The organism is Micrococcus sp. EWR3.9.1 (assembly GCF_052615555.1).
The window spans coordinates 1-246 of sequence record NZ_JBQXFD010000064.1; the positions used below are offsets into that span (position 1 = coordinate 1).

Annotated in this window: 1 protein-coding gene; it reads right to left on the reverse strand. The window is 68.3% G+C overall.

Features of this window, described 5'->3' with window-relative positions; all coding sequences use genetic code 11:
- Positions 1-53: 53 nt before the first annotated feature.
- Positions 54-246: transposase (locus ACUJ8O_RS11590; protein WP_445373411.1), on the reverse strand; the 193-nt coding region annotated here is incomplete at its 5' end.

The following is a 246-nucleotide window of genomic DNA, read 5'->3' on the forward strand; positions in this document are numbered from 1 at the left end:
GACCGGTCAAGCCCCATGAAGTGGTGTAGCGGCTGATTCCTTCGTTGGGGTTGTCAGGCGCTGAACTCGAGGGCGGGCGCGGTGTCGGGGTTCACCTCGCTTCCCGTGTTGCTGACGGTGGTGAGTCGGCAGCGGGCCAGGACCTCCAGGCCGAGGTAGCGACGGCCCTCGGCCCACTCGTCTGTCTGCTCGGCCAGCACCGCGCCCACCAGTCGTACGATGGCCGCCCGGTTGGGGAAGATGCCC